Below are 26343 nucleotides of genomic sequence, written 5' to 3'. Positions count from 1 at the left end.
AATCCCTTTCTTATTGTTTTTCCCGGCTTACTTAAGCCGGATGAGTCGCAAGGTCTTGTGAAGATCAAGTGTGGGAGCTGGCTTGCTGTGATGAGGGGGCCTGTCCCCCGTCGGGTTCACCACCGATTGACGGGGCTGCTTCGCAGCCCGGCGCGGGGCAAGCCCGCTCACCACATCAAGCCCGCTCCCACATTTTTATTGCATTTCAAATGTGGGAGCGGGTTGTCAGTTAGAAGAAGCCCAGCGGATTGATGTCGTAGCTCACCAGCAGGTTTTTGGTCTGCTGGTAGTGATCGAGCATCATCTTGTGAGTCTCACGGCCCACACCGGATTTCTTGTAACCGCCGAACGCGGCGTGCGCCGGGTACAGGTGATAGCAGTTGGTCCACACGCGCCCGGCCTTGATTGCCCGGCCCATGCGGTACGCGCGGTTGATGTCGCGGGTCCACAGGCCGGCACCCAGGCCGAACTCGGTGTCGTTGGCGATCGCCAGGGCTTCGGCTTCGTCCTTGAAGGTGGTGATGCTCACTACCGGGCCAAAGATTTCTTCCTGGAACACCCGCATTTTGTTGGTGCCCTTGAGCAGGGTCGGCTGGATGTAATAGCCGGTGGACAGGTCACCCGTCAGTTTCTCGACCTTGCCGCCGGTCAGCAGCTCGGCGCCTTCGCCTTTGGCGATTTCGAGGTAGGACAGGATCTTGTCGAATTGCTGCTCGGACGCCTGGGCGCCAACCATGGTGTCGGTGTCCAGTGGGTCGCCGCGTTTGATCGACTCGACTTTCTTCATGACGACTTTCATGAAGTCGTCGTAGATCGACTCTTCCACCAGCGCGCGGGACGGGCAGGTGCACACTTCGCCCTGGTTGAAGAACGCCAGCACCAGGCCTTCGGCGGCCTTCTCGATGAATTGCGGCTCGGCTTTCATGATGTCGGCGAAGAAGATGTTCGGCGATTTGCCGCCCAACTCAACGGTGGACGGAATGATGTTCTCGGCGGCCGCATGCATGATGTGCGAGCCCACTGGCGTGGAGCCGGTGAAGGCGATCTTGGCGATGCGCTTGCTGGTGGCCAGGGCTTCGCCGGCTTCTTTGCCGTAGCCGTGTACCACGTTCAGCACGCCCGGCGGCAGCAGGTCGCCGATCAGTTCCATCAGCACGTTGATACCCAACGGGGTTTGCTCGGCGGGCTTGAGCACCACGCAGTTACCGGCGGCCAGGGCGGGCGCGAGTTTCCAGGCGGCCATCAGCAGCGGGAAGTTCCACGGGATGATCTGGCCGACCACACCCAGTGGTTCGTGGAAGTGGTAAGCGGCGGTGTGTTCGTTGATTTCCGCGCTGCTGCCTTCCTGGGCGCGAATGCAGCCGGCGAAGTAGCGGAAGTGGTCAGCGGCCAGCGGGATGTCGGCGTTCAGGGTTTCGCGCACCGCCTTGCCGTTGTCCCAGGTTTCGGTGATGGCCAGCAGTTCGAGGTTCTGTTCGATGCGGTCGGCGATTTTCAGCAGCACCAGCGAGCGGTCCTGGGCCGAGGTCTTGCCCCAGGCGTCAGCGGCGGCGTGGGCGGCGTCCAGGGCCTTGTCGATATCCTTGGCAGTGGAACGCGGGAATTCGGCGATGGCCTTGCCGTTGACCGGCGAGGTGTTGGTGAAATAGTTGCCATCGACCGGCGCGACAAACTCGCCGCCGATGTAGTTGCCGTACTTGGCCTTGAACGAAACGATAGCGCCTTCAGTACCGGGGTGTGCGTAACGCATGGTGGGTATCTCCTGGCTTTTTGTGTTTATTGGAGGACGCACGGTTGTGCTTGTTAAAGCGTAGAGCAAAGGTTGGGCCAGTGCCTTGCAGTGCCCGTAAATCAAGGACTTGGGGTTTGTTGCAAGCCGTTGCTGTGGCACGACTGATACAGCCCGAGTGACAGTTTGTGCCACAAACGGTACAGCCTGTGACCGGTGGGTCTGCCCGGGATTGCAATGGTCGGGAGGCTGGAGGATGCTGGGCACTCGCGCGCGGTTTGTAGTTCACGCAGGGAGAATAATAAGAACATGCAAAACGATCATTTCAGTCGCCATGCCCAGCAAGTCCTGACCGTTACCCGTGGCCAGGATCCGTTGCACGGCCCCGGCAGCGATCCGTCCATCGCCCGCTCCTGGCTGCGTTGCCTGGAGGACTATCACCTCGACCCCGCGCTGACCATCGCCCCCACGGTGCTCGAACATGGCCGCCTGCTGGAAAGCCGCGAACGCCTGCAACAAGTGCTGACCATCGCTGGCAGCGAAATGAACAGCCTGCATCAACAACTCTCCGGTGCCGGCCATGCGGTGCTGCTCACCGACGCCCGTGGGGTGATCCTCAACTGTGTTACCGCGCCCAGCGAGCGCAAGATTTTCGAGCGCGCCGGGCTGTGGCTGGGTGCCGACTGGAGCGAGGCCTGCGAAGGCACCAACGGCATCGGCACCTGCCTGGTGGAGCGCCAGTCCCTGACGATTCATCGCGATGAGCACTTCCGTGGCCGGCACACCGGCCTGACCTGTTCGGCCAGCCCGGTGTTCGACCCCCATGGCGAACTGCTTGCGGTGCTGGATGTGTCCTCGGCCCGGGAAGCCGTGTCGCGCCAGAGCCAGTTCCACACCATGGCGCTGGTCAATCTCTCGGCGAAGATGATCGAGAGCTGTTACTTCCTGCGGCATTTCGAGAACCACTGGTTACTGCGCTTTCATTTGCAGGCCGAATCCGTGGGCCTGTTCAGCGAAGGGCTACTGGCATTCGACGGTGAAGGGCGCATCTGTGCGGTGAACCAGAGTGCATTGAACTTGCTCGGGCAAATTCGTGGCGGGCTGTTGGGGCAGCCGGTGGAGGCGTTTTTCGATTGTTCGCTGGATGAGTTGTTCGGGCGCGCCAGCGCGAATGCCAGCGCCAGTTGGCCCCTGCGTACCCGCGACGGCCGTGGGTTGTTCGCGGTGTTGCGCGGCCAGCCACGCAGTGTGCCGGCGCCGGTTCCTCAGCCGATGCCCGAGCGGGCGCGGCTGCCGGGCATTTGCCTGGGGGACGCGGCGCTGCAAAACGATTTCCGCAAGGCGTTGCGTGTGTTTGAGCGCGACGTGCCGTTGTTGGTCAATGGCGAAACCGGCTCGGGCAAGGAGGCGTTTGCCAAGGCGGTGCACCATGCCAGCCTCAGGGCCGACAAAGCGTTTATTGCGCTGAACTGTGCGGCCATCCCCGAAAGCCTGATCGAGAGCGAGCTGTTCGGCTACCGCGGCGGCAGCTTCACCGGCGCCCGCAAGGAGGGCATGCGCGGCAAGCTGCAGCAGGCGGACGGCGGCACGTTGTTCCTGGATGAAATCGGCGATATGCCCTTGGCGTTGCAAACCCGGCTGTTAAGGGTACTGGAAGACCGGCTGGTAGTGCCTATCGGCGGCGAGCCACAGGCGGTGAACGTCAGAATCATCAGCGCCACCCACCGTAATTTGCTGGAGCGGGTACAGGACGGCAGCTTTCGCGAGGACCTGTACTACCGGCTGAACGGTCTGGAAATCGCCCTGCCACCGCTGCGTGAGCGTAGCGACAAGTCGCAGTTACTGGATTTTCTGCTGGCGGAGGAGGCGGGCGATCAGTCGGTCTTGCTGGACAGTCCCGCGCGCCAGGCACTGTTGGCATTTGCCTGGCCGGGCAATGTGCGGCAGTTGCGCACCGTATTGCGCACGTTGGCGGCGTTGTGTGACGACGGACGTATCGGGCTTGAAGACTTGCCGGCAGTGATTCGCCAGGCGCGCCCGCAGCCCGTAAGGGCGGACGAGCTTTCGGACTCGCCCCTGGACGACGCAGAGCGCCTGGCGCTGCTCAATGCCCTGGAGCAACAGCGCTGGCATATGAGCCACACGGCCGAGCAACTGGGTGTCAGCCGTAACACCCTGTATAGAAAGCTGCGCAAACACGGGATTGCCCGTTAGCTAAAGGGTGCGATTTGTTCCTCCCTACGCTAACCTGCCTCGATGTTTTACGAGGTCGACTATGCACATTCATATTCTCGGTATTTGCGGCACCTTCATGGGTTCAATGGCAGTGTTGGCCAAAGAGCTGGGCCATCATGTTACTGGCTCCGATGCCAACGTTTACCCGCCCATGAGCACGCAACTGCAGGCCCAGGGCATTGAGCTGACCCAAGGTTACGACCCGGCACAATTCGACCCGGTTCCGGACCTGGTGGTGATCGGCAATGCCATGGTGCGTGGCAACCCGGCGGTCGAATATGTACTGAATAAAGGTTTGCCGTACGTGTCTGGCCCGCAATGGCTGGCCGACCATGTGCTGCAAGGCCGTTGGGTGCTCGCCGTTGCCGGTACCCACGGCAAGACCACCACCAGCAGCATGCTGGCCTGGGTGCTGGAGCACGCGGGCATGAGCCCTGGCTTCCTGATCGGTGGTGTGCCGCAGAACTTCTCGGTGTCGGCTCGCCTCGGTGACACGCCGTTTTTTGTCATCGAAGCGGATGAATACGACAGCGCCTTCTTCGACAAACGCTCCAAGTTCGTCCACTACCGCCCGCGCACAGCGATCCTGAACAACCTGGAGTTCGATCACGCGGACATCTTCCCCGATCTGCCGGCCATCGAGCGGCAGTTCCACCACTTGGTGCGCACGATTCCGAGCGAAGGCCTGGTGATTCACCCCACGACCGAGCCGGCCTTGCAGCGAGTCATCGAGATGGGCTGCTGGACCCCGGTGCAAACCACCGGCGCGGGCGGGCAATGGCAGGTCAAACTGCTGAGCGAAGACGGCTCCAAATTTGAAGTCCTGTTCGATGGTGTCGCCCAAGGCGTCGTCGAGTGGGACATGACCGGCCAGCACAACGTCGCCAATGCCTTGGTCACCCTGGCGGCCGCACGGCATGTCGGCGTGGTGCCGTCCATGGGCATTGCCGCCTTGAGCGCGTTCAAGAGCGTCAAGCGCCGCATGGAAAAGGTCGCCGACGTGAACGGGATTACCATCTACGACGACTTTGCTCACCACCCGACGGCCATCGCCACCACCCTGGATGGCCTGCGCAAGCGCGTGGGTGACGCCCAGGTGATCGCGATCATCGAGCCACGCTCCAACTCCATGAAGCTCGGCGCCCACCGTGACGGTTTGCCGGAAAGCGTCAACGATGCCGACCAAGTGGTCTGGTATGCACCGGCCAACCTGGGCTGGGACCTGCCCGCTATCGCGGCGCTGTGCACCGTACCGTCGATTTGCTGCGACTCGCTGGAAGGCATCATCGAGCACGTGAAACACCAGGCCAAGCCCGGCACCCACGTGGTGATCATGAGCAACGGCGGCTTCGGCGGCCTGCACGGCAAACTCGCCGAGGCGCTGAAATGAGCGGACCGGAACGCGTCACCCTGGCGATGACCGGCGCGTCCGGCGCGCCCTATGGCTTGCGCCTGCTGGACTGCCTGGTGCGCGAAGACCGCGAGGTGCACTTCCTGATCTCCAAGGCCGCGCAACTGGTGCTGGCCACCGAGACCGATGTCGCGTTGCCGCCCAAGGTGCAGATGATGCAGGCCTTCCTCACCGAGTACACCGGTGCGGCGGCGGGGCAGATCAAGGTCTATGGCAAGGAAGACTGGATGTCGCCGGTGGCTTCGGGCTCCGGTGCACCGGCCGCGATGGTGGTGGTGCCGTGTTCCACCGGCACCCTGTCGGCGATTGCCACGGGCGCCTGTAATAACCTGATCGAGCGTGCGGCGGACGTGACGTTGAAGGAGCGTCGCCAGTTGATCCTGGTGCCGCGCGAGGCGCCGTATTCGAGTATTCACCTGGAGCACATGCTCAAGTTGTCGAACATGGGCGTGACCATCCTGCCGGCGTCGCCGGGCTTTTATCACCAGCCGCAAACCATCGATGACCTGGTGGACTTTGTGGTGGCGCGGATTCTCAACCTGCTGAATATCCCTCAAGACATGCTGCCGCGCTGGGGCGAACACCATTTGAGCAGTGATGAATAAACTCTTGATGCTGTGCCTGGCGCTGCAACTGACCGGGTGTGCCACGGCGCGCACGCTGGACGCCGCGCAGCCCGGCGCCCCGGTGGTGTATGCCGGGACGCGGCTGGATATGTACGCGATTCAGGGCGGGTGCTGTGCGATGGACCGCTTTGGGGCCGAAGCGCCGAGCTACCCCCATGTCGACCTGCCGGCCAGCGCCTTGCTCGACACGCTGCTGTTGCCGCTGTCGGTGCTGACGGTGTTGGGGGTTGGGTTTAACGCGACGGGCGGGCTGTAGTAGTGAATCTCGGGAGCGCCAACATATTTAATGTGGGAGCGGGCTTGCTCGCGAAGGCGGTGGATCAGTCAGTGATGTATTGACTGAAACTCCGCTTTCGCGAGCAAGCCCGCTCCCACATTTTGATTGTGTCCTGCCTCGAAATACGGGTTACTTGCCGAGCTTGCGCAGCTCATCCGACTCCACAACCCGCACCCCATCCTGTTCTTCCAGCGCCAGGCGCCACATCGCCCGCGCCAGTTCACACACTTCAATGCCGTGATACTTGCCCGGAATCAACCGTGACAAGGGCCCGGCCAGTTGCTCGGCCAAACGTGGCTCCAACCGCTCTCCCAGCAACAGCGAAGGCCGGACGATGGTCAGCTGCGGCCAGTCCTGGGCTTTCAGCGCCTGCTCCATCTCGCCCTTGACCCGGTTGTAGAAAATCGAGGATTTCGGGTCGGCGCCAATCGCGCTGATCACGATCAGGTGTCGCGCACCCATTTCCCGAGCGCGCTTGGCGAAGGCCACGACCATGTCCAGGTCGACCGCGCGGAAGGCTTCTTCAGAGCCGGCCTGCTTGATGGTAGTGCCCAGGCAGCAGAAGGCGATGTCCACCTGGCCGCTCAGTTGCGGCAGGAATACGGCCGGGTCGCCCACCGGGTTTTCCAGGTGCGGATGCTCGGCCAATGGCTTGCGGCTGGGTGCCAGTACGCGGGTCACGGTGGGCTCGTTGAGCAGGCGGTCCAGCAGGTGCTCTCCGGTCAGGCCGGAGGCTCCGGCGAGCAAGATATGCTGAGGTGTCAGGTACATGATGTTTCCCCCTTGGTACAGATTCAGCTTAGTTGCTCTTGGCTTCCTTGCTATTCATTGAGACGCTTTCCAGCGCCTTTCGTGCCTGCTGTTTGCGTAATAATTGCCAATGGGCAATCACGCCTTTGGGGGCCCAGATCTGCGGTTCGGAGGCTTCGAAGTTGTCCGCCTGTTCGCGCTCGGCCACGTGGGTTTGCGCCAGCTTGAAGGCTTGCTGCAAATCGTCGGTCTGGTTGAAGGCCTGGGCGAAAAGGGCGTCGCCGAAGTAGGTGAAGTCGGCCTCTTCGGAGCAGCCGAACGACACGCGGTCGGCGCGTGAGGCGGTCATGATCAGGGTGTGTTCGTCCTTGAGGGCCGGGATGAAACCACCGGAGTAGCAGGCTGAAATCACCACGATCTTGTCGCGGTTTTTCAGCGGCGCCATTACCGCGGCCAGCTCATCGGCGGGCAGGTCGGCCAGTTCCATGCGCGGCTGGTCGAGCACCAGTTCGTGTTCGTGGGTGCCATGGCTGGTCAGGTAGATGAACACCAGGTCTTGCGGGCCGCTGCGTTCGGCGAGGGTCTGGATCGCCCGGCGCAGGCTTTCGCGGGTGGCCATGGGGCGGTCGGCGATGTGGTCGCGGTGGTTCACCAGGCGGATCTGGCCATAGGCCCCGAATCGCGTGGCGAGCATGTTGCTGACATAGTCGGCTTCACGCAGGAATACGCTTTGTTTGCCGTCGCCGGCCACCACCAGGGTGTATAGCTCCACTCCCGATTTGGAGGCGGGTACCGCGGCGAGGGCGGCATCCAGTAGGCGGCCCTGGGCAAACAGGCCGATCTCCAGCGGGTCAGGCAACAACTTGCCATCGGCATCGCGCACGCGCATGCCGTTGACCCAGGTGCCGGCCTGCACGGTGCCATCGGTGAGCACCAGGGTGCCGCGGCCTTGATAGCTGTCGCTGTCGAAGCCGCCAATATAGAAGCTGCCGTCGGTAAGGTTCAGGCGACCGGGGCCGGTGAAGCGCCAGTCGACGAATTGGCCCACGTAATGGCTGCCGTCCACGCCAATCAGTTCGCCCTTGCCGCTGAGGGCGCCTTCCTTGAATTCGCCGATCCACACGTCGCCGTCGGCGTTTTCATAACGGCCCTTGCCGTTGAGCTGGTTCTGTTTGAAGTGGCCGATGTACATATCGCCATCGGCGCTGTTGAAGGTGCCATTGCCCTCCAGCTGGCCATCGACGAAGTGGCCGCTGAACTGGTTGCCGCTGTCGTCGTTGCGCTGGCCCTCGCCGTTGGGCTTGCCGTGGGCGAACTGGCCCTGGTACTGGCTGCCGTCGGCCAGCTCGAGGCGGCCGAGACCGGAATACTGGTCGTCCTTGAATTCGCCGCGATAGGTCATCTGCCCTTCTTTGAGGGTGCCTTCGCCGTTGCGCTTGCCTTGCTTGAAACCGCCGACGTAACTGTTGCCCGACGTGGTCAGGCTGCCCTGGCCGTCGAACAGGCCTTGCTGGAACTGGCCCTTGTAGACCTCGCCGTTGCTGCCATGCCATTCGCCCTGGCCGTGCCACTGGCCTTTATCGAACTGGCCGGCGTACCAACTGCCATTGGGGTAATCCACCCGGCCCTGGCCCTGCAGCAAGCCATTGACCACATCGCCACGGTAACGACCGCCATCGGGCAGCCGCGCATCGGGCGGCAACAGCGATTCGCCGTCGCCGCACGCGGTGAGCAACAGGACAAGAGCAAGGGGAGCGAGTGGGCGCATAGCGGGATCCGGATAATTGAGCGCCGAGTATGCCGCAGCTGCGAGATCTATACATAAATTTACATGAATTGTGGTGAGCGGACGGGCTCACCACAGCCGGGTTCAGACGAAGCAGAGTGACAGCGACTCCGCAATGTAGGCAGGTTTTTCCTGGCCATCGATTTCCAGGGTGCAGGTGGCTTTAAGCAACCATTGCCCGGGCTTTTTCTCGGTGGCGTCGGTCAGGGTCACGGCCAGGCGTACCCGGGAGTCGACCTTCACCGGCTGGATGAAACGCACGCTGTCCAGGCCATAGTTGACCGCCATCTTCAGGCCCTCGGGCATGATCAGGATGTCTTCGATCAGCTTGGGTATCAGCGACAGCGACAGGAAACCGTGGGCGATGGTGCCGCCGAACGGCGTCTGGGCGGCTTTTACCGGGTCGACGTGGATGAACTGAAAATCGCCGGTGGCCTCCGCGAACAGGTTGATGCGCTCCTGGTCGATGGTGAGCCATGCAGAACGTCCCAGTTCCTTGCCGACATAATCCTTGAGTTGCGCTACGGGTACTGAGGGCATTGCGACTCTCCTTAGGTTCATCATTTTTGTATTTTTTGGACAGGTCCAGAGAACCAATGTAGATCATCATGGGCACTTGGCCCGGTCAACCCACCATGCTTTTGGCGAATGCCGTTCCATAGAGGCGGCGTGCTTATAATGCCGACACGCTTTAAGGGGGGGAGAGAACGGATGCTGTTACGCGGTCTGACATGGCTGGTGCTGTTTCAATTGCTCGGCACGGCGATCAATCATTTGTTTGTCCCGGTGTTGCCGGGGCCGATTATTGGCCTGCTGCTGATGCTGGCCTTCCTGATATGGCGCGGCGAAGTCGGTGAGCCCCTGAGCCTGGCGGCCGGCAGTCTGTTGCGTTACTTGCCCTTGCTGCTGGTGCCGCCCGCGGTGGGTGTGATGGTGTATGCCAAGGACATCGCCGCGGACTTCTGGGCCATTGTCGGCGCGTTGGTGTTGTCGCTGGTGGTCGCCATGGGCTTTGTCGGCGTGCTGATGCAAAAACTGGTCAAGCGCCAGGCGCAGCGGGAGGAGGGCCAATGACCGTGGATTGGCAGGGTGCCTGGGCCGCCGTGATTCATCACCCCTTGTTCGGCATCGGCATCACCCTCGGTGCCTATCAGTTGGTGCTGGCCGGTTTCGAGAAAACCCGCTGGATCTTCCTGCAGCCGGTGCTGGTGTCGATGCTGCTGGTGATCGGCGTGTTGCTGGGGTGTGGCCTGACGTACGCCGAGTACCGCAAGAGCACCGAGATCATGAGCATCCTGCTCGGCCCGGCGACGGTGGCCCTGGCGGTGCCGCTTTACCTGAATCTGCGACGGATTCGCCAATTGTTCTGGCCGATTTTTACTACGCTGGTGATAGGCGGCGTATTGGCCACTGGCCTGTGCGTGCTGTTGGGCTGGTGGTTTGGCGCCGAACACATGATGCTGATGACCATGGCGCCCAAGTCCGTGACCTCGCCGATTGCGATGCTGGTGGCCGAGCAGATTGGTGGCGTAGCGGCACTGGCGGCGGTGTTTGTGCTGATCACCGGGGTGATCGGCGCGATGATCGGGCCGGCGTATTTGTCACGCCTGGGCGTGCACAGCCCCGAGGCGCGCGGGATGGCCCTTGGCATGACCGCCCACGCCGTGGGAACGTCGGTGGCCTTGCAGGAAAGCGAAGAGACCGGCGCCTTTGCGGCGCTGGCCATGAGTTTGATGGGCGTGGCCACGGCAGTGTTCCTGCCGTTGGCCGTGTCGCTGGTTAGTTAAGTCGGGTTTAAGGAAACCTTTATGAGTCTGGCGCTTTTCCCGCTCAATACCGTGCTGTTCCCCGGGTGCACCCTCGACCTGCAACTGTTCGAGGCGCGTTACCTGGACATGATCAGCCGCTGCATGAAAAAGGGCGAAAGCTTTGGCGTGGTGTGCATCCTCGACGGCAAGGAAGTCGGGCTGGCGCCGGATGGCTACGCATTGATTGGCTGCGAAGCGCTGATTCGCGACTTCAAGCAGCAGGACAACGGCCTGTTGGGGATTCGGGTCGAAGGCGGCCGGCGTTTCCGCGTGCGTGACGCCGGCGTGCAGAAGGATCAACTGTTGGTGGCCGAGGTGCAGTGGCTTCACGAGCACCCCGAACAACCGCTGGAGGAGGAAGACGCCGACTTGCTGGCGCTGCTCCACGCACTGGCCGAGCACCCGATGGTCGCGTCCCTGGACATGGGCACCCACGCCGATGGCCAGCAAGCCTTGGGCAATCAGCTGGCGTACCTGCTGCCCTTCACCGAGACCGACAAGATCGACCTCCTGCAGCTCGACGACCCGCAGCAACGGCTGGATGCGATTCAGCTGTTGCTGGATGAGTTGCAGGGCGAGTTGTTTACCTGATCCGGGATCGCTCGGAATTATCCTTCACGTTCTTCAGGAATGTCGTCGTTGCCCTGATCTCGTTGCCTGAAATAGTTGGTAATCACGTAACGATGATCAGGGGAAAAGGATGATTCGGCTTTCGCAATCTGAGCAGGTCGTGTGGGATGCGTTTTTTATGGCCATCACCACGCAAATACTTCATCTGAACGACAGTCGCGGCGCGGAGTACATCGCCGAACGCGCCGCGGATGTTGCTGACGAAATGCTTCTGGAGCGGCGCGAGCGCAGTGTGGAACGCCGCGCTGCCCCCTCGGATTGGCTGGGCCCTGCTTAGTAGGCATACCTGAGCAACGCGTGGGACGTGCCGGTAAACGCAATGAAGCCCAGCACCGCCCCACATACCGGCAAGATCAACCACCAGACTTTCGGCGGCATCGCCGGCAACGGGCTGCGGTGCTGGCTGAAGTGCAGGCTGAAGGCGCAGACCGTCATCGCCAGCAAGGTGCCCGCGAGGATGTCCGTGGGCCAGTGGGCGCCCAGGTACACCCGGGACACGGCGATGGTGGCAGCCGGGATGCAACCCAGCACCAGCCAGGTCAGGCGCAGGCGGGTCGGTTGACCGCGACCGGCCAGCACCGCCAACGCCAGGAAGAACGCAAACGAGCCGGACGCATGGCCGCTGGGCATGCTGAAGCTGGTGAGTGGGTCGGTCAGCACTTCCGGGCGCATCCGCGCAAAAAACAGCTTGGTGCCGGTATTGATCAACGCGGCGCCCAGCAGCGTGGCGCCGACAAAAATTGCCTGGCGCCATTGTCGCGCCACTACCAGTAGGCCGGTCAGTACCGCGCTGGCGACGAACATCTTCTTGAACTCACCCAGCTGGGTCACCATCACCATCGCCCGGTCGATCGCCGGGCCGCGGTGTTCCTGCACCAGGGCCATCAAGCCTTGGTCAAAGTCGTTCAGGTAGTGATAGCCGATAAACAACGCGATCAGCAGTGTGCCGCCGATGCAGCCGATCCACAGGGTGGCGCGCCGGTGGCCGCGCAGGCTGCTGTTGAGGCTCACGCCGATCAATACGGCGAGGCACGCGGCGACAATTCCGGCCTCCGGCCAGAATCCCTCGGGCAGCGGCAGGCGGAATGCGGCGCCGGTGGCCCAGCCCGGCAGCAGATACGCCACCGACCAACCCGCTGCGGCCAATAGGCTGACGGCGGCGAAGCGCGGGAAGGGCATGTCGCACATGCCGGCGACCATCGGCAACATTGGCCGCAGCGGGCCAATGAAGCGTCCTACCAGCAGGCTGGCGATGCCGTACTTCTGGAAGTAAGTCTCGGCGCCACTCATCCATTCAGGGTGATGCCGCAGGCCCGGAAGGCGCCGGATGTTCTGGTGGAAATGGCGACCAAGGAAGTAGGAAACAACATCGCCCAATATGCCCCCTAGGAAGCCCAGCAACAGGGTCTCCCCCAGGGACAGTGCGCCACTGCCGGCCAGTGCGGCGATGGCGAAGAGCAATACCGTGCCCGGTACGATCAGGCCGGCAATGGCCAGGCACTCCACGCACGCCACGATAAACACCGCCACGGCCAGCCACTGCGGGTTCAGGGTCAGCCAGCCGGTAATGCCATCGAGCCATGGGCCCATACAATCAACTCCCTTTTGTAGATCGTCCTTGTAGGCGTCCGGCTTGCCGGCGATGGCGTCCTTGAGTCCGCTATCGCCGGCAAGCCGGACGCCTACAGGTTTATGTATGTTTTCAAATCAAAAAATAGTCGCGGCCTTCGACCTGGCCCCGGCGTAGCGGGTTCCGTGTGCAATACGGCGCATAGCCGGCATCGACGAAGCGGTACATCAGGTGTTCATCGCGACCGCCGGGAATGCCCAGGCGGGTGGTCTGGATCACTTGGCCGGGCGCCTGGCCCACGTCTTCGACATAGAGCAACTCCTGGTCAAAGCGTTTGGCGTCCCACATCGGCACTTTCAAACCCAGGGCCTTGCACAGCAGGGTCTGGCCGGCACACAGCTTTTGCGAAGGGCGCGGCCTGCCGCTGGCATCCGGGTTATTCAACAGCATCTGTGCGAGGCTGGCCGGGCCGGACACTTCGTCAACCCACGGATAGGCCGATTTGATCAGCACCGCATTGCCTGGGCCGTGGGCGCTGAAGTTCAGCGAATCACCGCCACGGGCGTAGTACATATAGATGTGGCCGCCATCCAGAAACAAAGCCTTACGCTTTTCTGTGTAGCCCAGGGACGCGTGGCTGCCTTTTTCGGCGAGGTAATAGGCTTCGGTTTCGATAATTCGCGCCGACAGCCACAAATCGCCGACGCGATGGCGAATGACTTTTCCCAGCAATTCCCGCGCGAGCAGTTGCGCGTCACGGTCGAAAAAGCCGTCGGGCAGGGCGTTGGCGGGGATCATTGGGGTAAAACTGGACATGGCGATCAAAGGTAATACGGCTAAATGTGACAGGATGATAACAACTCCAGCCTTAATTCCCGCTGAACGTCGGGTTTTTACAGTTCATTTCGACCATCCGCCCCTCACCGCTGTCCGTAGGACGGCGTCACAGCTATAATCTGCCGCTTTCCTCTTTGCCAAGACCCCACCAGACCATGACTGAGTCCGTTCTTGACTACATGACCCGCCTGGGTCGCGCTGCCCGTCAGGCCTCGCGGTTGATCGCCCGTGCGAGCACTGCGCAGAAGAACCGCGCCTTGCTGGCGGCCGCCGACGCTCTGGATGCTTCGCGCTCCGAGCTGAGCGCTGCCAATGAACTGGATTTGGCCAACGGCCGGGCCAATGGCCTGGAGCCAGCCTTGCTGGATCGCCTGGCGCTGACGCCGGCACGCATCGACGACATGATCGAAGGTTTGCGTCAGGTGGCCAAGCTGCCTGACCCCATCGGTGAAATCCGCGACATGCGCTACCTGCCGTCCGGCATTCAGGTCGGCAAGATGCGCGTGCCCCTGGGCGTGATCGGCATCATCTATGAGTCGCGCCCGAACGTGACCATCGACGCCGCGAGCCTGTGCCTCAAGTCCGGCAACGCCACCATCCTGCGGGGCGGTTCCGAGGCGATCAATTCCAACCGCGCCATTGCCGCGTGCATTCAGCAGGGCCTGGCCGTGGCCGAATTGCCGGCCGAAGTGGTGCAAGTGGTCGAAACCACCGATCGCGCCGCCGTTGGCGCGCTGATCACGATGCCTGAATTTGTTGATGTGATCGTGCCGCGCGGTGGCAAGAGCCTGATCGAGCGCGTGAGCCGCGATGCCAAGGTGCCGGTTATCAAGCACCTGGATGGCGTCTGCCACGTGTTCATCGACGTCGCCGCCGACCTCGACAAGGCGATCCGCATTGCCGACAACGCCAAGACTCATCGCTACGCCCCGTGCAACACCATGGAAACCCTGCTGGTGCACGCCGGCATTGCCGAGCGCGTACTGCCGCCGCTGGCTGCCATCTACCGCGACAAGGGCGTCGAACTGCGTGGTTGCGAACGTACCCGGGCGATCCTCGGCAGCGACGTGATCGAAGCCACCGAGCAGGACTGGTACACCGAATACACGGCGCCGATCCTGTCGATCCGCATCGTTGACGACCTGGACCAGGCCATCGACCACATCAATCAATACGGCTCCAAGCACACCGACGCTATTGTCACCGAGCATTTCAGCGATGCCCGGCGTTTCCTCAACGAAGTGGATTCCGCTTCGGTGATGGTCAACGCCTCGACGCGTTTTGCCGACGGCTTCGAATATGGCCTGGGGGCGGAGATCGGTATCTCCACCGACAAGCTCCACGCACGCGGCCCGGTTGGCCTGGAAGGGCTGACCAGCGAGAAGTACGTGGTGTTCGGTGACGGTCATGTGCGCACTTGATGGGTAAACGCATCGGGCTGCTCGGTGGCACCTTCGACCCCGTGCACATTGGCCATTTGCGCAGTGCGCTGGAAGTCGCGGACGCTCTCGGGCTGGATGAGTTGCGTCTGGCACCGAATGCCCGGCCGCCCCATCGCGACACGCCGCAGGTGTCTGCGCAGCAGCGCCTGGAGATGGTTCGCCTCGCTGTGGCCGGCATTGCACCGCTGGTGGTGGACGACCGCGAACTCAAACGCGACAAACCGTCCTACACTGTCGACACCCTGGAACTGATGCGGGCCGAGTTGGCCGCGGATGACCAGTTATTTCTACTTTTGGGCTGGGACGCGTTTTGCGGCCTGCCCACTTGGCACCGCTGGGAAGAGTTGCTCCAGCATTGCCACATCCTGGTGCTGCAACGCCCGGATGCCGACGCAGAATCGCCGGATGCCTTGCGCAACCTGCTGGCAGCGCGGTCGGTAAGTGACCCATTGGCCCTGACCGGGCCGAGCGGGAATATTGCATTCGTCTGGCAAACCCCGCTTGCGGTGTCTGCCACCCAGATCCGTCAACTGCTGGCCAGCGGGAAGTCGGTACGTTTCCTGGTGCCTGACGCGGTCCTGGCCTACATCGATGCGCACGGACTTTACCGTGCGTCGAACTGAAAAGGCGCGCTTGAACGCACGAACAGTCGTGCAGCGAGCGCCCGAACATACGAGCAAAACGAGTTTTATATGACGAACAAAGACGTAAGCAAAGTTAAGCGCAAAGGCACGTTCAAGAGCGCTCCTCTGCCAGTAGAAGCCCACACCGGCCCTGAGCTGGCCGGCGAAGAGCTGGTCAAGGTTGCCGTGGCTGCCCTGGAAGACGTGAAGGCCCAGGACATTCAAGTCCTGGACGTGCGCGACAAGCAGAGCATCACCGACTTCATGATCATCGCCACCGGTACCTCCAACCGCCAGATCGGCGCGATGCTGGACAAGGTTCGCGAAGCGGTCAAAGCCCAGGGCGTCAAGCCATTGGGTGAAGAAGGCAAGGGCGACAGCGACTGGGTCCTGTTGGACATGGACGACGTGATCGTGCACATGATGACCAGCAACGCCCGTCAGTTCTACGACCTGGAGCGTCTGTGGAAAGGCGCCGAGCAGAGCCGTGCCGCGGATGGCAAGCACCACAGCCCTGAAGTCGGCCACGCGCACTTCGACAAGCTCAACAAAGACCAGGAATAAGGAACGGCTGTGCGCCTGCGTCTGATCGCTGTCGGTTCACGCATGCCCAAGTGGGTGGAAGAAGGCTGGCATGAATATGCCAAGCGCCTGCCATCCGAATTGGCGCTGGAACTGGTGGAAATACCGCTCAACACCCGGGGCAAGAATGCCGACGTGGCCCGCTTTATCCGTCAGGAAGGCGAAGCCATGCTGGCCAAGGTCGGGCCCAACGAGCGGATCGTGACCCTCGAAGTGCACGGCAAGCCCTGGAGCACCGAGCAGTTGGCGGTGGAACTGGATCGCTGGCGTCTGGATTCGCGCACGGTCAACTTCATGGTCGGCGGCCCCGAGGGGCTGGCGCCGGAAGTGTGCGCGCGGGCGGACCAGCGCTGGTCGCTGTCGCCCCTGACACTGCCGCACCCGTTGGTAAGAATCCTGATCGGTGAACAGCTGTATCGCGCCTGGACAGTTCTGTCCGGGCACCCTTACCACAAATAATCTGCGCCCTGCCTGATGACCCAGCCGATCCGCATCAAGGACCACGAGAAAGACGCACGTCTTGTACGCGCGCGGGTGGTGTTTGGCGCGATTTTGGTGGTGGTACTGCTGGGGGTGTTGATTGCGCGCCTGTATTTCCTGCAGGTGATCCAGTACGACTATCACTCCACATTGTCGGAAAACAACCGGGTGCATGTGCAGCCGATTCCGCCGACCCGTGGGCTGATTTTCGATCGCAATGGCGTGGTGGTCGCGGATAACCGGCCCAGCTTCAGCCTGAGCATGACTCGCGAACGTTCCGGCGACTGGCAGCAGATCCTTGATGTGATCGTCGAGGTGCTGCAACTGACGCCGGAAGACCGGGTGATCTTCGAGAAACGTATGAAGCAGGGGCGCCGGCCGTTCGAGCCGGTGCCGATCCTGTTCGAGCTGACCGAAGAACAGATCGCCCGGATCGCGGTGAACCAGTTCCGGCTGCCGGGTGTGGAAGTGGTGGCGCAATTGGTGCGGCACTACCCGCAAGGGGCGCACTTCGCGCATTCGGTCGGCTACATGGGCCGGATCAACGAGAAAGAGCTCAAGACCCTCGACCCGGTCAACTACAGCGGCACCCACCATATCGGCAAGACCGGCATCGAGCGTTTCTACGAGCCGGAACTGCACGGCCAGGTGGGTTACGAGGAAGTTGAGACCAACGCCCGAGGCCGCGTGCTGCGGGTGCTCAAGCGAACGGATCCGGTGCCCGGCAAGGACATCGTGCTGAGCCTGGACATCAAGCTGCAGGAAGCGGCGGAGATGGCCCTGGGCGGTCGCCGTGGCGCCGTGGTGGCGCTGGATCCGAGCACTGGCGAAGTGCTGGCAATGGTCAGCCAGCCGAGTTTTGACCCGAACCTGTTTGTCACCGGGATCAGCTTCAAGGCCTACGCCGAGCTGCGGGATTCCATTGACCGGCCGTTGTTCAACCGTGTATTGCGCGGCCTGTATCCACCGGGTTCGACCATCAAGCCCGCGGTAGCCATTGCCGGCCTGGACTCGGGTGTGGTGACCGCATCGAGCCGCGTGTTCGACCCCGGCTACTACATGCTGCCCAACTACGATCACAAATACCGTAACTGGAACCGCACCGGCGACGGCTATGTGGACCTGGACACGGCGATCATGCGTTCCAACGACACCTACTTCTATGACCTGGCCCACAAGCTGGGGATTGATCGGCTGTCGGCCTACATGGGCAAGTTCGGCCTCGGTCAGAAAGTCTCCCTGGACATGTTCGAAGAATCCCCCGGCCTGATGCCGTCCCGCGAGTGGAAGCGTGCGACTCGTCGCCAGGCGTGGTTCCCGGGCGAAACCCTGATCCTGGGGATCGGCCAGGGCTATATGCAGGCCACGCCGCTGCAACTGGCCCAGGCCACCGCGCTGGTGGCCAACAAAGGGGTGTGGAACCGCCCGCACCTGGCCAAGACCATCGAGGGCGAACGCCCGCTGGATGAAAACCCGATTCCGGACATTGTGCTGCGTGACCCGTCCGACTGGACCAAGGTCAATCACGGCATGCAGCAAGTGATGCACGGCGCCCGGGGTACCGCGCGTAAAGCGGCGGTGGGCGCGCAGTACCGGATTGCCGGCAAGAGCGGTACCGCCCAGGTGGTCGCGATCAAGCAGGGCGAGAAATACGACCGCTCCAAAGTTCAGGAGCGTCATCGCGACCACGCCTTGTTCGTCGGCTTTGCCCCGGCCGACAACCCGAAAATCGTCGTGGCGGTGATGGTCGAGAACGGCGAGTCCGGTTCTGGCGTGGCCGCGCCCGTGGTGCGCCAGGTGATGGACGCCTGGCTGTTGGCCGACGACGGCAGGCTCAAGCCCGAATATGGCGGCCCCCCTTCAAGCACCGAGGTTACGGCCAGTGAAGAGTAATTTTGATCGCATCCTCTCCAGCGAGGATGTGATGCGCCGACGCGCCACCTTGCTGCAGCGCATGCACATTGATGGCCCGCTGCTGATCCTGCTGCTGACCCTGGCGGCCGGCAGCCTGTTCGTCCTGTATTCGGCCAGTGGCAAGAACTGGGACCTGCTGATCAAGCAAGCGTCCTCGTTTGGCCTGGGCCTGTTGTCGATGGTGGTGATCGCCCAGCTCGAGCCGCGCTTCATGGCGCGCTGGGTGCCGCTGGGTTATGTCGCCGGCGTGTTGCTGCTGGTGGTGGTGGACGTCATGGGCCACAACGCCATGGGCGCGACCCGCTGGATCAATATCCCGGGGGTGATCCGCTTCCAGCCGTCGGAATTCATGAAGATTTTGATGCCGGCGACCATCGCCTGGTACCTGTCAAAACGCACATTGCCGCCCCAACTCAAGCACGTGGGCATCAGCCTGATATTGATTGGCGTGCCGTTCATCCTGATCGTGCGCCAGCCCGACCTCGGCACGTCGCTGCTGATCCTCGCGGGCGGTGCGTTCGTGCTGTTCATGGGTGGGCTGCGCTGGCGCTGGATCCTCAGCGTGCTGGCCGCCGCCGTGCCGGTGGCCGTGGCCATGTGGTTCTTTTTCATGCACGACTATCAGAAGCAGCGAATCCTTACCTTCCTTGATCCGGAGAGCGACCCGCTGGGCACCGGCTGGAACATCATCCAGTCCAAGGCGGCCATTGGTTCCGGCGGTGTATTCGGCAAGGGCTGGCTGCTGGGCACCCAGTCGCACCTGGACTTTTTGCCGGAAAGCCACACCGACTTTATTATCGCGGTGATGGGGGAGGAGTTCGGCCTGGTGGGCATCTGCGCACTGTTGCTGATTTACTTGCTGCTGATCGGTCGTGGCCTGGTGATTACCGCCCAGGCGCAGACGCTGTTCGGCAAATTGCTCGCCGGCAGCCTCACCATGACGTTTTTTGTTTACGTTTTCGTCAACATCGGTATGGTCAGTGGCCTGTTGCCGGTGGTTGGGGTGCCGTTGCCGTTCATTAGCTACGGCGGAACTTCGCTGGTGACATTGATGTCAGCGTTTGGGGTTTTGATGTCGATCCATACCCATCGTAAGTGGATCGCACAGGTTTGAATAAGGTGAAGATGTCAATGCAAGTAATGCGCGGCTGGGCGGCTCGGCACGTGTCCTGGATGGGCCTGCTGGGCCTGCTGGGAGCCGCTGTGCAGGAAGCGCAGGCCGGCGACTATGACGGTTCGCCCCAGGTCGCCGAGTTTGTCGGTGAGATGACCCGTGACTATGGTTTCGCCGGTGAACAACTGATGGGCGTGTTTCGTGAAGCCCAGCGCAAGCAGGCGATCCTCGACGCCATCTCCCGGCCCGCCGAACGCGTAAAACAGTGGAAGGAATATCGCCCGATGTTCCTGACCGACGCCCGCGTGGCACGTGGCGTGGACTTCTGGCGCCAGCACGAAGCCGTGCTGGCCCGCGCCGAGCAGGAGTACGGCGTACCGGCTCAAGTGATCGTGGCAATCATCGGCATCGAAACCTTCTACGGCCGCAACACCGGCAGCTACCGGGTGATCGACGCGCTGTCGACCCTGGGCTTCGATTACCCGCCGCGCGCCGAATTCTTCCGCAAGGAGCTGCGCGAGTTCCTGTTGCTGGCCCGTGAAGAACAGGTCGACCCGCTGACCCTCAAGGGCTCCTATGCCGGGGCGATGGGTTTGCCGCAGTTCATGCCCAGCAGCTTTCGCGCGTACGCCGTGGACTTCGACGGTGACGGCCATATCAATATCTGGAGCAACCCCGATGACGCCATCGGCAGTGTTGCCAGCTACTTCAAGCGTCATGGCTGGGTCGCCGGCGAGCCGGTGGTGATCCGCGCCGAGGTGACGGGTGACCGCGCCGACGAAGGCCTGACCCAGGGTATCGAGCCGGCCAAGACGGTCGGGGAGTTGCGGGCGCTGGGGTGGTCGAGTCAGAATGCGCCACGCGATGATATGCCGGTGACGGCGTTCCGCCTCGAAGGCGAGAACGGCCCGGAATATTGGATGGGCCTGAAGAATTTCTACGCAATCACGCGTTATAACCGCAGTGTGATGTACGCCATGGCCGTGCATCAGCTGTCAGACATGCTGGTCCAAGCACGGGGCGTCAAGTAATGCCGGTATCACCGATGTACAAACCCCTGAAGCTGGTGGCATACGCCGCATTGTCGTTGTTGGTGGTCAGTTGCTCCACCAGTCGTGCACCGGTGCAAAAAGCCGGTGGCACCGCCATCCGCTCCCAGCCGGGGCTGGACATCAACCGCGCCCACAAAGACGGCGCGCCGTGGTGGGATGTGGATGTTTCGAAAATCCCGGACGCCACGCCGACCCTGCACACCGGCCCTTACAAGGCCAACCCCTATACCGTGCTGGGCAAAAACTACTTCCCGCTGCAAGACTCCAAGACCTACGTGCAATCGGGCACGGCGTCCTGGTACGGGACCAAGTTCCATGGCCAGAACACCGCCAACGGCGAAGTGTATGACCTGTACGGCATGAGCGCGGCCCACAAGACCCTGCCGCTGCCCAGCTACGTACGCGTGACCAACCTGGACAACAACCGCACGGTGATCCTGCGGGTCAATGACCGTGGGCCGTTCTATTCGGATCGGATCATCGACTTGTCCTACGCCGCCGCGAAGAAACTCGGGTACGCCGAGATCGGCACGGCGCGGGTGAAGGTGGAAGGTATCGACCCGGCCCAGTACTGGGCCCAGCGTGGCAAGCCGGCGCCGTTGATGCTCAACGAGCCGCAGACCCCACAACCGCAAGTGACCGCATCCGCCGGCAAGATCGAGCAGTGGACACCGCCACCGGCGCAGCACGCCCCCGACACTGTCGTCGTACCGCATGCCGCACCGGGGGCTTCCACCGTGGGCGGGCAGTACCTGCAAGTGGGCGCTTTCGCCAACCCGGACGCGGCAGAGCTGTTAAGGTCCAAGCTCAGCGGGATGGTCAGCGCGCCGGTCTTCATCAGCTCTATTGTGCGTAACCAGCAGACCCTGCACCGTGTGCGCATGGGCCCGATCGGTTCGCCGAGTGAAGTGGCGCAAGTACAGAACAGTGTGCGCATGGCCAACCTGGGGCAACCCAGCGTGGTCACCGCCGAATAAGCAAGACAAAGGATTGATGGCTCAGGCTCGCACGCGGGTTTGAGCCCTGGTTGTTGGCTCGTTGAACAATAAAAAACCCAGGGGCAAGGGGTGGGCGTACAACCGAACACGCGACAGTCTGGCGACGGGCTGTCTGAATAGTTTTGCCCGCGAGGGCAAGTTTCCATAAGCAATTTCGAGAGACGGATGAACATCACCACCTTAGCCAAACGCACGTGCCTGCTTCTTTCGCTGATCATCACTCCTGCCGCCTGGGCGGTGGAAATGGTGCCGGCTTCACCGCAACTGGCCGCCAAGGCCTGGGTGCTCATGGATGCCGCCAGCGGTAACGTGCTGGTGGAGAACAACGGTGACCAGCGCCTGCCCCCAGCCAGCCTGACCAAGCTGATGACTGCCTACATCGCGACCCTGGAAATCCGTCGCGGCCAGATCGGTGAAAACGATCCGGTCACCGTCAGCGAAAACGCCTGGCGTACCGGCGGTTCGCGGATGTTCATCAAGGTGGGCTCGCAGGTAACGGTCAGCGACCTGCTGCACGGCATCATCATCCAGTCCGGCAACGACGCCAGCGTGGCGCTGTCCGAGCACATCGCCGGCAGCGAAGACGCGTTCGCCGACATGATGAACAAAACCGTGGCCGACCTGGGCATGACCAACAGCCACTTCATGAACCCGACCGGCCTGCCGAACCCGGAGCACTACTCGTCGGCTCACGACATGGCGATCCTGGCCCGCGCGATCATTCGTGTCGACCCGGTGCACTACGCGATCTACTCCCAGAAGGAGTTCTTCTGGAACAACATCAAGCAGCCTAACCGCAACCTGTTGCTGTGGCGTGACAAGACCGTCGATGGTCTGAAAACCGGCCACACCGAAGAAGCCGGCTACTGCATGGTGTCGTCTGCTGTCCGTGACGGCCAGCGTCTGATTGCCGTGGTGTTCGGTACCAACAGCGAGCAGGCCCGTGCGGCCGAGACGCAGAAGCTGCTGACCTATGGCTTCCGTTTCTTCGAAACCCAGACCTTCTACCAGAAGGGCACCGAGCTGGCTCAAGCCCCTGTGTGGAAAGGCGCGACCCATCAAGTCAAGGCTGGCCTGGCTGAAGACCTGACCCTGACCATGCCAAAAGGCCAGCTCAAGAAGCTCGCTGCCAGCATGACCATGAACCCGCAATTGGTCGCACCGATCGCCAAGGGCGATGTTATCGGTAAGGTCGAAGTGAAACTGGACGACAAAGTGATCCACAGCGCCGACCTGATCGCTCTGGACGCCGTCGACGAAGGTGGTATCTTCCGACGCGTGTGGGATAGCATCCGTCTATTCTTCTACAGCTTGTTCAACTGATAGTGTGCACCTGCATGACCTCGCGCTGATCCGGCGCGGGGTTATGCCCGTCGCCACGGCTTACGCTTACGAGGCCGTTACGCCATGACCGATACCGAAGTAAAGGCGCCAAAGATCGAATTCCCAAACGTGGACTATCCCGTCAAGGTGATCAGCGATACGGGTGTGGGCAACAAAGACAAGATCATCGAGATCGTCAAGAAACACGCAACGATCAACCATGACCGTGTGGATGAGCGTCAAAGCACCAACGGCAAGTACACCACCATTCAGTTGCACATCGTGGCGACTGACCAGGACCAGCTCTACAACATCAATAGCGAACTGCGGGCTACCGGCTTCGTGCACATGGTGTTGTGATGTCACAGACCCTGGGCTTTCGCGAGCTCGGCCAAATGGCATACGAACCGGTGTGGCACGCCATGCAGCGGTTCACCAACGAGCGTGGCACCGAAGCCCCGGATGAGATCTGGCTGGTGGAGCACCCGCCTGTTTTCACCCAGGGCCAGGCCGGCAAGGCCGAGCATTTGCTGCTGCCGGGAGAAATCCCGGTGGTGCAGGTCGACCGCGGCGGGCAGGTGACTTACCATGGCCCAGGCCAATTGGTGGCTTATCTGTTGCTGGACGTGCGCAGGCTGGGTTTTGGCGTGCGTGAGCTGGTCAGTCGCATGGAGTCATGCCTGATCGAGCTGCTGGGCAGCTACGGCGTGACCGCAGCCGCCAAGCCGGATGCACCGGGGGTTTACGTAGATGGCGCGAAAATCGCCTCCCTGGGCCTGCGGATTCGCCACGGTTGTTCCTTTCATGGCCTGGCCCTGAACGTGGACATGGACCTGGCGCCGTTTCGCCGGATCAATCCCTGTGGCTACGCCGGTTTGGCGATGACCCAGTTGAGCGATCACGCAACACCACTAGAATTTGCCGAGGTAAGTGCCCGGCTGCGCGCGCAGCTCGTCAAACACCTCGACTATGCTGAGCAGACGACCCTAACGGGCGGAATCGACTGATTATGACTACTGATGCAGTGCAAACCATGATCCCGACGCTGGATATCACCGAGCGTCCGGCCCCGCGTGCCAAGGTGGAAGCCGGCGTCAAGCTGCGCGGCGCCGAGAAGGTTGCACGCATCCCGGTGAAGATCATTCCGACCACCGAACTGCCGAAGAAACCTGACTGGATTCGCGTGCGCATCCCGGTTTCGCCGGAAGTCGACCGCATCAAGTCCCTGCTGCGCAAACACAAGCTGCACAGCGTGTGCGAGGAAGCGTCCTGCCCGAACCTGGGCGAGTGCTTCTCCGGCGGCACCGCCACCTTCATGATCATGGGTGACATCTGCACCCGTCGTTGCCCGTTCTGCGACGTTGGCCACGGCCGGCCGAAGCCACTGGACGTCAACGAGCCGGAAAGCCTGGCCATCGCCATCGCCGACCTGAAACTCAAGTACGTGGTGATCACCTCGGTTGACCGAGACGACCTGCGCGACGGCGGTGCCCAGCACTTTGCCGACTGCATCCGCGAGATCCGCAAGCTGTCGCCGAACGTGATGCTCGAAACCCTGGTCCCGGACTACCGTGGCCGCATGGACGTAGCACTGGAAATCACCGCTGCCGAGCCGCCGGATGTGTTCAACCACAACCTGGAAACCGTACCGCGCCTGTACAAGGCCGCGCGCCCGGGTTCGGACTACCAGTGGTCGCTGACCCTGCTGCAGAAATTCAAGCAGATGATGCCGCACATTCCGACCAAATCCGGCCTGATGCTGGGCCTGGGCGAAACCGACGAAGAAGTCATCGAAGTCATGAAGCGCATGCGCGAACACGACATCGACATGCTGACTCTCGGCCAGTACCTGCAGCCGTCCCGCAGCCACTTGCCGGTACAGCGCTTCGTGCACCCGGACGTGTTCGCCTGGTTTGCCGAAGAAGGCTACAAGATGGGCTTCAAGAACGTCGCTTCCGGCCCGCTGGTACGTTCCTCGTACCACGCCGACGAGCAGGCGAAACTGGTCAAGGCCAGTCTGGTGTCCTGATACCGACTGTGGGGGCGGGGTTTCCCGCTCCCACTGCTACACCCTCTTTTTCCGCATCCAGCGGCTGATTCCTCCTCTTCTGTTTGCAACCATTGCTGTTTAGAGTGCCTTGGGCAATCCACATGAGGAGAACCATGGATGACGACTCAATTGACCACTTGTGCGGTACCTGCGCTGCGCGCCGAAGGCGTGATCGGGCTGATTGCCCCTGCCGGGCCGGCCGAGCTGGATATCGACAAGGCCACGCAATGGATGCGTGCCCGGGGCTACACACTGCGGGTTTTCCCGGGTGTGGGGCAGCGTGATGGCTACCTGGCCGGCAGTGATGACGTACGCCTGAATGACCTGCACGCCGCATTCGCCGACCCGGCCATCGACGCGATTTTTTGCCTGCGGGGTGGCTACGGCACGCCGCGCCTGCTGGACCGCCTGGACTTTGAACTGCTGCGGGCCAACCCCAAGCCATTTGTAGGCTACAGCGATATCACCGCGTTGCACCTGGCGATCAACCGTTATGCCGGTTTCGTCACCTTTCACGGGCCGATGTTCAACGCCGACCTGTTGGGTGAAAAGCAACAGCCGACCGAATCTTCACTGTTCAGCATGCTGCGTGGCCAGGTGAAGGCGGGCAGCCAGCTGACCCACCCGGTGGCCTACCCATTGACCACTGTCGAGCCAGGCATCGCCTGCGGGCGGCTGCTGGGCGGCAATCTGTCGATGATCGCAGCCGTGATGGGCACGGCGTTCGAGATTGATGCCGAGGGCATCATTCTGTTTATCGAAGACATCAACGAGCCGCTGTACCGAATCGACCGGTTGCTCACCCATTTGCGCCTTGCGGGCAAGTTGGCTCAGGTCGCGGGTGTGGTGGTGGGGGATGTGGCCGGGGTTGATAGCGTTGCGCTTGAGCGACTGCTTAAGGAGACTTTCGAGCCACTGTGCATTCCTGTGCTGGCCGGCTGGCGCAGCGGGCATTGCAACCCGAACCTCACGTTGCCGATGGGCGCGAGGGTGCGGCTGGATGCGGGGGAGAAGCGGTTGGTGTTGGAGCAGGATGTGGTGTTCAAGGCCTGAACCTTCTGTTGCTTCTGAAGGCCTCATCGCAGGCAAGCCAGCTCCCACCTTTG

27 protein-coding genes are annotated in these 26343 nt (G+C 62.0%); 21 read left to right on the top strand and 6 right to left on the bottom strand.

Annotation, left to right across the window (positions count from 1 at the left end; genetic code table 11):
* Positions 1–229: 229 nt before the first annotated feature.
* Complete coding sequence (locus P3C29_RS25620; RefSeq protein ID WP_010174748.1) at positions 230–1750, bottom strand: aldehyde dehydrogenase family protein; 1521 nt, start codon at positions 1748–1750, stop codon at positions 230–232.
* 288 nt (positions 1751–2038) lie between these two features.
* Here P3C29_RS25620 and P3C29_RS25615 point away from each other — a divergent pair, with 288 nt between their 5' ends.
* The 4 genes from P3C29_RS25615 to P3C29_RS25600 all read left to right on the top strand — a co-directional run bounded on the left by P3C29_RS25615 (position 2039) and on the right by P3C29_RS25600 (position 6257).
* On the top strand, positions 2039–3943 hold the full coding sequence (locus P3C29_RS25615) for a sigma-54-dependent Fis family transcriptional regulator (RefSeq protein WP_275965796.1): 1905 nt from the start codon (positions 2039–2041) through the stop codon (positions 3941–3943).
* 61 nt (positions 3944–4004) lie between these two features.
* Positions 4005–5354: a UDP-N-acetylmuramate:L-alanyl-gamma-D-glutamyl-meso-diaminopimelate ligase gene (gene mpl, locus P3C29_RS25610; protein WP_275965795.1), complete on the top strand. Its 1350-nt coding sequence runs from the start codon at positions 4005–4007 to the stop codon at positions 5352–5354.
* Positions 5351–5980 (top strand): flavin prenyltransferase UbiX, encoded by a 630-nt coding sequence (ubiX, locus tag P3C29_RS25605; protein ID WP_003219402.1) that lies wholly within the window; start codon positions 5351–5353, stop codon positions 5978–5980. The genes mpl and ubiX overlap by 4 nt, the downstream gene beginning before the upstream one ends.
* Positions 5973–6257, top strand: coding sequence for a YceK/YidQ family lipoprotein (locus tag P3C29_RS25600; protein WP_201125455.1), 285 nt, complete (start codon positions 5973–5975; stop codon positions 6255–6257). The genes ubiX and P3C29_RS25600 overlap by 8 nt, the downstream gene beginning before the upstream one ends.
* 150 nt (positions 6258–6407) lie before the next feature.
* Here the strand turns inward: P3C29_RS25600 and P3C29_RS25595 are convergent, their stop codons facing one another.
* The 3 genes from P3C29_RS25595 to P3C29_RS25585 form a co-directional block, all read right to left on the bottom strand.
* Positions 6408–7049, bottom strand: coding sequence for an oxidoreductase (locus tag P3C29_RS25595; protein ID WP_169386383.1), 642 nt, complete (start codon positions 7047–7049; stop codon positions 6408–6410).
* A 28-nt stretch (positions 7050–7077) separates the two neighbouring features.
* The gene (locus P3C29_RS25590; protein ID WP_275965794.1) at positions 7078–8796 is read right to left on the bottom strand and encodes a C13 family peptidase; all 1719 of its coding nucleotides are present in this window, start codon (positions 8794–8796) and stop codon (positions 7078–7080) included.
* A 102-nt stretch (positions 8797–8898) separates the two neighbouring features.
* A complete protein-coding gene (locus P3C29_RS25585; RefSeq protein ID WP_010174760.1) occupies positions 8899–9354 on the bottom strand; it encodes a MaoC family dehydratase in 456 nt (151 codons plus the stop codon).
* A gap of 171 nt (positions 9355–9525) precedes the next feature.
* Here P3C29_RS25585 and P3C29_RS25580 point away from each other — a divergent pair, with 171 nt between their 5' ends.
* From P3C29_RS25580 to P3C29_RS25565, 4 genes are all read left to right on the top strand, one after another.
* Positions 9526–9888, top strand: a complete 363-nt coding sequence (locus P3C29_RS25580) for a CidA/LrgA family protein (protein WP_010174762.1) — start codon at positions 9526–9528, stop codon at positions 9886–9888.
* Positions 9885–10601: an LrgB family protein gene (locus P3C29_RS25575; RefSeq protein ID WP_010174764.1), complete on the top strand. Its 717-nt coding sequence runs from the start codon at positions 9885–9887 to the stop codon at positions 10599–10601. Before P3C29_RS25580 ends, P3C29_RS25575 begins: the two co-directional genes overlap by 4 nt.
* Positions 10602–10622: 21 nt before the next feature.
* Positions 10623–11213: an LON peptidase substrate-binding domain-containing protein gene (locus P3C29_RS25570; RefSeq protein WP_275965793.1), complete on the top strand. Its 591-nt coding sequence runs from the start codon at positions 10623–10625 to the stop codon at positions 11211–11213.
* A gap of 109 nt (positions 11214–11322) precedes the next feature.
* Positions 11323–11529: a hypothetical protein gene (locus P3C29_RS25565; protein WP_201125454.1), complete on the top strand. Its 207-nt coding sequence runs from the start codon at positions 11323–11325 to the stop codon at positions 11527–11529.
* Here P3C29_RS25565 and P3C29_RS25560 read toward each other — a convergent pair.
* Complete coding sequence (locus P3C29_RS25560; protein ID WP_275965792.1) at positions 11526–12842, bottom strand: bifunctional DedA family/phosphatase PAP2 family protein; 1317 nt, start codon at positions 12840–12842, stop codon at positions 11526–11528. The two genes, P3C29_RS25565 and P3C29_RS25560, sit on opposite strands and share 4 nt — an antisense overlap.
* A gap of 112 nt (positions 12843–12954) precedes the next feature.
* Positions 12955–13638: a DNA-3-methyladenine glycosylase gene (locus P3C29_RS25555; RefSeq protein WP_275965791.1), complete on the bottom strand. Its 684-nt coding sequence runs from the start codon at positions 13636–13638 to the stop codon at positions 12955–12957.
* A 176-nt stretch (positions 13639–13814) separates the two neighbouring features.
* Here P3C29_RS25555 and P3C29_RS25550 point away from each other — a divergent pair, with 176 nt between their 5' ends.
* From P3C29_RS25550 to P3C29_RS25490, 13 genes are all read left to right on the top strand, one after another.
* Positions 13815–15080 (top strand): glutamate-5-semialdehyde dehydrogenase, encoded by a 1266-nt coding sequence (locus tag P3C29_RS25550; RefSeq protein ID WP_010174772.1) that lies wholly within the window; start codon positions 13815–13817, stop codon positions 15078–15080.
* Positions 15080–15724, top strand: coding sequence for a nicotinate-nucleotide adenylyltransferase (gene nadD / locus P3C29_RS25545; RefSeq protein ID WP_003215431.1), 645 nt, complete (start codon positions 15080–15082; stop codon positions 15722–15724). The genes P3C29_RS25550 and nadD overlap by 1 nt, the downstream gene beginning before the upstream one ends.
* Positions 15725–15793: 69 nt before the next feature.
* Entirely contained in the window at positions 15794–16288 is a 495-nt protein-coding gene (gene rsfS, locus P3C29_RS25540; protein ID WP_003215432.1) for a ribosome silencing factor, read from the top strand.
* Between the two features lie 9 nt (positions 16289–16297).
* On the top strand, positions 16298–16765 hold the full coding sequence (gene rlmH, locus P3C29_RS25535; protein WP_003185785.1) for a 23S rRNA (pseudouridine(1915)-N(3))-methyltransferase RlmH: 468 nt from the start codon (positions 16298–16300) through the stop codon (positions 16763–16765).
* A gap of 15 nt (positions 16766–16780) precedes the next feature.
* Entirely contained in the window at positions 16781–18679 is a 1899-nt protein-coding gene (gene mrdA / locus P3C29_RS25530; RefSeq protein WP_010174783.1) for a penicillin-binding protein 2, read from the top strand.
* Between the two features lie 31 nt (positions 18680–18710).
* Positions 18711–19814, top strand: a complete 1104-nt coding sequence (gene rodA, locus P3C29_RS25525) for a rod shape-determining protein RodA (RefSeq protein WP_050543221.1) — start codon at positions 18711–18713, stop codon at positions 19812–19814.
* A 17-nt stretch (positions 19815–19831) separates the two neighbouring features.
* Positions 19832–20845 (top strand): lytic murein transglycosylase B, encoded by a 1014-nt coding sequence (gene mltB / locus P3C29_RS25520; protein WP_275965790.1) that lies wholly within the window; start codon positions 19832–19834, stop codon positions 20843–20845.
* Positions 20845–21843 (top strand): septal ring lytic transglycosylase RlpA family protein, encoded by a 999-nt coding sequence (locus tag P3C29_RS25515; protein ID WP_201125450.1) that lies wholly within the window; start codon positions 20845–20847, stop codon positions 21841–21843. The genes mltB and P3C29_RS25515 overlap by 1 nt, the downstream gene beginning before the upstream one ends.
* A gap of 186 nt (positions 21844–22029) precedes the next feature.
* Positions 22030–23187 (top strand): D-alanyl-D-alanine carboxypeptidase family protein, encoded by a 1158-nt coding sequence (locus P3C29_RS25510; RefSeq protein WP_010174787.1) that lies wholly within the window; start codon positions 22030–22032, stop codon positions 23185–23187.
* Between the two features lie 84 nt (positions 23188–23271).
* The gene (locus P3C29_RS25505; RefSeq protein WP_003215438.1) at positions 23272–23547 is read left to right on the top strand and encodes a DUF493 domain-containing protein; all 276 of its coding nucleotides are present in this window, start codon (positions 23272–23274) and stop codon (positions 23545–23547) included.
* A complete protein-coding gene (gene lipB / locus P3C29_RS25500; protein ID WP_010174788.1) occupies positions 23547–24194 on the top strand; it encodes a lipoyl(octanoyl) transferase LipB in 648 nt (215 codons plus the stop codon). The genes P3C29_RS25505 and lipB overlap by 1 nt, the downstream gene beginning before the upstream one ends.
* A gap of 26 nt (positions 24195–24220) precedes the next feature.
* The gene (gene lipA / locus P3C29_RS25495) at positions 24221–25216 is read left to right on the top strand and encodes a lipoyl synthase (RefSeq protein ID WP_010174789.1); all 996 of its coding nucleotides are present in this window, start codon (positions 24221–24223) and stop codon (positions 25214–25216) included.
* 138 nt (positions 25217–25354) lie between these two features.
* On the top strand, positions 25355–26290 hold the full coding sequence (locus P3C29_RS25490) for an LD-carboxypeptidase (RefSeq protein ID WP_275965789.1): 936 nt from the start codon (positions 25355–25357) through the stop codon (positions 26288–26290).
* The last annotated feature ends 53 nt before the right edge of the window (positions 26291–26343 follow it).

Source organism: Pseudomonas sp. 1912-s (assembly GCF_029269205.1).
Lineage (GTDB): Bacteria > Pseudomonadota > Gammaproteobacteria > Pseudomonadales > Pseudomonadaceae > Aquipseudomonas.
The sequence above is the reverse complement of the archived record's forward strand: the minus strand, read 5'-3'. Positions and strand labels throughout refer to the sequence as shown.

Bases quoted from the DNA above. Each gene is read 5' to 3' on its own strand.
- P3C29_RS25620 (WP_010174748.1), bottom strand. From the start codon at position 1,750: ATGCGTTACGCACACCCCGGTACTGAAGGCGCTATCGTTTCGTTCAAG.
- P3C29_RS25615 (WP_275965796.1), top strand. From the start codon at position 2,039: ATGCAAAACGATCATTTCAGTCGCCATGCCCAGCAAGTCCTGACCGTT.
- mpl (WP_275965795.1), top strand. From the start codon at position 4,005: ATGCACATTCATATTCTCGGTATTTGCGGCACCTTCATGGGTTCAATG.
- ubiX (WP_003219402.1), top strand. From the start codon at position 5,351: ATGAGCGGACCGGAACGCGTCACCCTGGCGATGACCGGCGCGTCCGGC.
- P3C29_RS25600 (WP_201125455.1), top strand. From the start codon at position 5,973: ATGAATAAACTCTTGATGCTGTGCCTGGCGCTGCAACTGACCGGGTGT.
- P3C29_RS25595 (WP_169386383.1), bottom strand. From the start codon at position 7,049: ATGTACCTGACACCTCAGCATATCTTGCTCGCCGGAGCCTCCGGCCTG.
- P3C29_RS25590 (WP_275965794.1), bottom strand. From the start codon at position 8,796: ATGCGCCCACTCGCTCCCCTTGCTCTTGTCCTGTTGCTCACCGCGTGC.
- P3C29_RS25585 (WP_010174760.1), bottom strand. From the start codon at position 9,354: ATGCCCTCAGTACCCGTAGCGCAACTCAAGGATTATGTCGGCAAGGAA.
- P3C29_RS25580 (WP_010174762.1), top strand. From the start codon at position 9,526: ATGCTGTTACGCGGTCTGACATGGCTGGTGCTGTTTCAATTGCTCGGC.
- P3C29_RS25575 (WP_010174764.1), top strand. From the start codon at position 9,885: ATGACCGTGGATTGGCAGGGTGCCTGGGCCGCCGTGATTCATCACCCC.
- P3C29_RS25570 (WP_275965793.1), top strand. From the start codon at position 10,623: ATGAGTCTGGCGCTTTTCCCGCTCAATACCGTGCTGTTCCCCGGGTGC.
- P3C29_RS25565 (WP_201125454.1), top strand. From the start codon at position 11,323: ATGATTCGGCTTTCGCAATCTGAGCAGGTCGTGTGGGATGCGTTTTTT.
- P3C29_RS25560 (WP_275965792.1), bottom strand. From the start codon at position 12,842: ATGGGCCCATGGCTCGATGGCATTACCGGCTGGCTGACCCTGAACCCG.
- P3C29_RS25555 (WP_275965791.1), bottom strand. From the start codon at position 13,638: ATGTCCAGTTTTACCCCAATGATCCCCGCCAACGCCCTGCCCGACGGC.
- P3C29_RS25550 (WP_010174772.1), top strand. From the start codon at position 13,815: ATGACTGAGTCCGTTCTTGACTACATGACCCGCCTGGGTCGCGCTGCC.
- nadD (WP_003215431.1), top strand. From the start codon at position 15,080: ATGGGTAAACGCATCGGGCTGCTCGGTGGCACCTTCGACCCCGTGCAC.
- rsfS (WP_003215432.1), top strand. From the start codon at position 15,794: ATGACGAACAAAGACGTAAGCAAAGTTAAGCGCAAAGGCACGTTCAAG.
- mrdA (WP_010174783.1), top strand. From the start codon at position 16,781: ATGACCCAGCCGATCCGCATCAAGGACCACGAGAAAGACGCACGTCTT.
- rodA (WP_050543221.1), top strand. From the start codon at position 18,711: ATGCGCCGACGCGCCACCTTGCTGCAGCGCATGCACATTGATGGCCCG.
- mltB (WP_275965790.1), top strand. From the start codon at position 19,832: ATGCAAGTAATGCGCGGCTGGGCGGCTCGGCACGTGTCCTGGATGGGC.
- P3C29_RS25515 (WP_201125450.1), top strand. From the start codon at position 20,845: ATGCCGGTATCACCGATGTACAAACCCCTGAAGCTGGTGGCATACGCC.
- P3C29_RS25510 (WP_010174787.1), top strand. From the start codon at position 22,030: ATGAACATCACCACCTTAGCCAAACGCACGTGCCTGCTTCTTTCGCTG.
- P3C29_RS25505 (WP_003215438.1), top strand. From the start codon at position 23,272: ATGACCGATACCGAAGTAAAGGCGCCAAAGATCGAATTCCCAAACGTG.
- lipB (WP_010174788.1), top strand. From the start codon at position 23,547: ATGTCACAGACCCTGGGCTTTCGCGAGCTCGGCCAAATGGCATACGAA.
- lipA (WP_010174789.1), top strand. From the start codon at position 24,221: ATGATCCCGACGCTGGATATCACCGAGCGTCCGGCCCCGCGTGCCAAG.
- P3C29_RS25490 (WP_275965789.1), top strand. From the start codon at position 25,355: ATGACGACTCAATTGACCACTTGTGCGGTACCTGCGCTGCGCGCCGAA.